At 65.0% G+C, this 4,649-nt stretch carries 4 protein-coding genes; all 4 read right to left on the reverse strand.

Translation table 11 applies throughout. From position 1 onward, the window contains the following. A partial coding sequence (locus MOV75_RS28155; RefSeq protein WP_247006982.1) for a xanthine dehydrogenase family protein molybdopterin-binding subunit occupies positions 1 to 1,380 on the reverse strand: 1,380 nt, incomplete at its 3' end. Further along, positions 1,377 to 2,399, reverse strand: a complete 1,023-nt coding sequence (locus MOV75_RS28160) for a xanthine dehydrogenase family protein subunit M (RefSeq protein WP_246930925.1) — start codon at positions 2,397 to 2,399, stop codon at positions 1,377 to 1,379. The genes MOV75_RS28160 and MOV75_RS28155, both read right to left, overlap by 4 nt. Before the next feature lie 4 nt (positions 2,400 to 2,403). Next, entirely contained in the window at positions 2,404 to 3,018 is a 615-nt protein-coding gene (locus MOV75_RS28165) for a (2Fe-2S)-binding protein (protein ID WP_246930922.1), read from the reverse strand. A 165-nt stretch (positions 3,019 to 3,183) separates the two neighbouring features. Continuing rightward, positions 3,184 to 4,649, reverse strand: a 1,466-nt coding sequence (gene ggt / locus MOV75_RS28170; RefSeq protein WP_247006984.1) for a gamma-glutamyltransferase, incomplete at its 5' end; no start/stop codon positions are given.

Below are 4,649 nucleotides of genomic sequence, written 5' to 3' on the forward strand. Positions count from 1 at the left end.
GTCACGCTGCAGGCGCACGCGCGCAGCAGACGGCGCCATCTGCGTCGGATAGCAGGTGGCGGCACAGCCATAGCCGATCAGCCAGTCGCCGTCCGACATCGATTTCGGCTGCGGCGAGCGCTGCGCCCAGCCGAACGCCTTGGCCGCCTCATCGAAACAGGCCATCAGCGAGCGCGATGTATAGGGCTTGCCGCCGATCGGCTCAAAATTGGTATCGTTTATGCGGCGAAGCTCGACCGGATCCATGTTCAGCTTCAACGCGAGCTCATCCATCGCGCTCTCCAGCGCGAACAGATACGGCACCTCCGGCGGTGAGCGCATGAAGCCGGGGGTGTTGCGATCGGCGCGCACGATCGAGACGAGGCTGTCGACGTTCGGACAGGCATAAAGCCGCGTCGTCGTCTTGGTGCCGCCGACGCAATAGGCGTCGGGACGCGAGGAGACTTCAGCCCCCTCATGCCTCAAAGCGAGCAGCTTGCCGTCCCGACTGGCGCCAAGCTTGATCTCATGCCGAGTCTCGGCGCGATGCGTTGTGATGGTAAACCCCTGGTCGCGGGTCGGGACCAGCTTGATCGGTCGGTTCAAGCGCTTGGCAATGCCGGCGATGATGGCGGTCCGCGGCGTCATCGAGCCGCGCGAACCAAAACCGCCGCCAACATAGGGATTGACCACGCGCACCTTGTCGGCGTCGATGCCGAGCTGCTCGGCAACGCCGTTCTTCAAGCCGTAGACGAACTGGCTACCCTCATAGATGACGAGGTTGTCGCCCATCCACACGCAGCTCGTCGAGAACAGCTCCATCGGATTGTGATGCTGCGTCGGCGTCTCGTAGGAGGCGGTCAGCTTGATCTCGGCCGCATCGAACGCCTTGGCGAAATCCCCGACCTCGGGATCTTCCTTGAACTGGGCACTCTGCCCCTTCGCGGCCGCCGTGGTGGTCCCGGGCGAGTCGAAAGTCGCACTCGGCGCCGTGGCGGTGTAGCTGACTTTGACCCGGTTGGCCGCCTCGCGCGCGGCCTCATAACTTTCCGCGACGACGACAGCGATGATCTGGCCGTCATGGGCGATATCGGCCGACTTCAGCGGCTGGATCGTCGTGCCCGCATAGCCGCCATTGCTGAACAGCTTCGACTCCTTCAGCTTCGGCGCGTTCTCGTGGGTGACGATGTCGATCACGCCGCGGACACGCTTGGCGTCATCGAGATCGAAACCGTCGATGCGCCCCCTGGCAATCGCACTGGTGGCCAGGAATGCATAAGCCGGATTGTCCAGCGGCATGTCGGAGGCGTAGGTCGCGCGCCCCGTGACTTTTGCGGCCGCGTCATAGCGCGGCACCGGCTTGCCCATATTCACCTTCGGCACGGGAGCTGCAGCGGTCATGATCGGATCTCCATCGTTACGGCCTGCTGGAGCGCGCGCGCCACTACGCGCTTGCCGAGCGCGATCTTGAAGCTGTTGTGCCGACGACCCTTGGCGCCTGCGAAGGCGGCATCCGCGACGCGCTGCGCCAAGCCGTCATCGAACTTCTGCCCCTTCAACACCGCCTCCGCCTCTCGCGCGCGCCAGGGCACGGTGGCGACGCCGCCAAGGGCGATCCGCACGTCCCTGACCGTGCCCTCTTGTACGTCGAGCGCGACCGCAGCCGACGACAGCGCGAACTCATAGGATTGCCGGTCGCGCGCCTTCAGGTACACCGAACGCGGCCAGCGGCCGGAGATGGAGAAGGCCGAGATCAGCTCGCCCGGCCGAAGCGTCGTCTCGATGTCGGGCGTATTGCCGGGCGCCTTGTGTAATTGTGCGAACGGCATGTTGCGCGTGCCGGATCTGCCGGTGATCTCGACCATGGCGTCCAGCGCGATCAGGGCCTGGGCAAAATCGCCGGGATAGGTCGCAATGCACTGATCGGACGCGCCGAGGACGGCATGCATGCGGTTGACGCCGTCCATGGCGGCACAGCCGGAGCCGGGATTGCGCTTGTTGCAATTCTCATAGGAGACATCGCGGAAATAGCTGCAACGCGTCCGCTGCATCACGTTGCCGCCGAGCGTCGCCATGTTGCGCAGCTGGGCGCTCGCTGCGAGCTTCAGCGAATTTGCGATCACCGGGTAGTGGCGCTGGATCTCCTCATGCGCGGCGACATCCGACATCTTCGCGAGCGCGCCGAGGCGGAGGCCGTCGCCCTTGGGCTCGATTGCCGACCAGCCGTCCGCAAGCGGATTGATATCGACGATCGAGGTCGGCCGCATCACGTCGAGCTTCATCAAGTCGATCAACGTGGTGCCGCCCGCAAGCGGCTGCGCTGCAGCCTTGGTCAACGCATCTTTCGACGCCGCGGCGGCGCTGAGCGCCTGCACGGCCACGGTCGGATCTGTTGCCCTTTGATACGAGAAAGGTCGCATGCGTCTAGCCCTTCATGATCTCGGGCGCGGCCTGCTTCACGGCCGCAACGATGTTGGGATAGGCGGCGCAGCGGCAGATGTTGCCGCTCATATATTCGCGGATGTCGGCCTCGCTTCCCGCATGCCCCTCCTTGACGCAGGCCACGGCGGACATGATCTGGCCGGGCGTACAATAGCCGCATTGGAATGCATCGTTGTCCACAAAGGCCTGCTGCATCGGATGCAGGCGGTCGTCGGTGGCGAGGCCCTCGATGGTCGTGATCTCCTGCCCTTCCGCGGCGAGTGCGAGCGTGAGACACGACACCACCCGCCGGTCGTCGATCAGCACGGTGCAGGCGCCGCACTGACCATGGTCGCAGCCCTTCTTGCTGCCGGTGAGCTTGAGATGTTCGCGCAGCGCGTCGAGCACCGTGGTGCGCGCATCAATGCTCAGGCGCTTGTCCTTGCCGTTGACCCGCAGCGTGACGTCGATGGGAAGCGACGGATCCTGTGCGACGGGGGCCCTGGCCTCCTCTGCGGCGGCGCGCGCCGTGATCGGGACGAGCGCACTGCCAGCGGCGCCGGCCATGAAGGCGCGCCGATCGAATGCTGATTGCCTGGAACTCGATTTGTCGGACATCGACGCCTCCGCCGCTTATCTGCAAAGCAGCGCACGCCTGCACCGCCATCGCCCCTTAACCTGAAGCGATGAGCTCCGTTCCGAACGAGAAAGGGCGATGCAGAAATTGCCGCATCGCCCTTCGTCAACTTTTCCTGATCTTGTGCGGGGAACTCGCGCGCGCGATCAGTACCCCAACGCGCAGCCGTCCTTGCGCGGATCGGAACCGCCGGTCAGCGTACCCTTGTCCCAATCGATCCAGATTGCCTGAGCGCCACCGAGCGGACCGACCACGCTGGTCGTCTTGTGGCCGAGCTTCTTCAGGCCTTCGACGATCGCAGCCGGCACGCTGTCCTCGAGCTGATACTGGCCCTCGTAGTGCAGGCCGCGCGGCATGTCGATCGCCTCCTGCACGTCGCAGCCGTAGTCGAGGATGTTGGTCACGACGCGGGTCTGGCCGACCGGCTGGTACTGTCCGCCCATCACCGCGAACGGCATTACGGAGCGGCCGCCCTTAGTGAGCAGGCTCGGCATGATCGTGTGCAGCGGGCGCTTGCCACCGGCGATGCAGTTGGGGTGGCCGGGCTGAATGCGGAAGCCGCCGGCGCGGTTCTGGAACAAGACGCCGGTCTTGTTCGAGACGATCGCCGAGCCGAACGAATGCGCGATCGAGTTGATGAACGAGCAGACGTTGCGGTCCCTGTCCACGACGGTGATGTAGATGGTCGAGGGATTCATCGGCGGAGCAACGTTCGGCAGGTCGAGCATGCCGTCCATGCGGATCTTGGCGATGTGCTCGTCGCAGAACTCCTTGGCGAGGATCTTCGCGACCTCGATCTGCATGTGCTCAGGGTCGGCCACATGCAGCTCGCGATGCATGTAGGCGATGCGCGCGGCTTCCGCCTCGAGATGGAAGCGCTCGATGCTGAGCGGCGCGTATTTTGTCAGGTCGAACCGCGACAGGATGTTGAGCATCAGCAGCATGGTGAGGCCGGGCCCGTTCGGCGGGCACTGCCAGACATCGTAACCCTTGTACATGGTGCCGATCGGCGACGTCGTCTCGGTGGTGTGCGCGGCGAAATCGTCGAGCGTGTGCAGGCCGCCGATCCCGCGCAAAGTCTCGACCATGTCTTCCGCGATCGGGCCCTTGTAGAAGGCATCGCGGCCGTCCTTGGCGATCGCGCGCAGCGTCTTGCCGAGCTCGGCCTGGCGGATGACGTCGCCGGCCACTGGCGGCTTGCCGCCCGGCAACAAATAACGCACGGTGTTGGTGCCACCCTTCAGCTTCTCGAACTGGTTCTTCCAGTCGAAAGCGATGCGGGGCGCGACGACGTAGCCTTCCTCGGCCGCCTTGATCGCGGGCTGGAGCAGCCGGTCGAGGCCGAACTTGCCGTGATCGCGCAAGACGGTCGCGAAGGCATCGACCACACCGGGAATCGACACCGCATGCGCCGAGGTCAACGGCACGGAGTTGATCTTGCGTTCGAGATACCAGTCGGCGTTTGCCGCCTTCGGCGCGCGGCCGGAGCCGTTATAGGCGATGATCTTGCCCTCACCCCGCGGCTGGATCAGCGCAAAGCAATCGCCGCCGATGCCGGTCGATTGCGGCTCGATCACGCCGAGCAGGGCCGAGCCGGCGACCGCGGCGTCCA

The sequence above is a fragment of the Bradyrhizobium sp. PRIMUS42 genome, from assembly GCF_023006515.1.
In the GTDB taxonomy this organism is placed as follows: domain Bacteria; phylum Pseudomonadota; class Alphaproteobacteria; order Rhizobiales; family Xanthobacteraceae; genus Bradyrhizobium.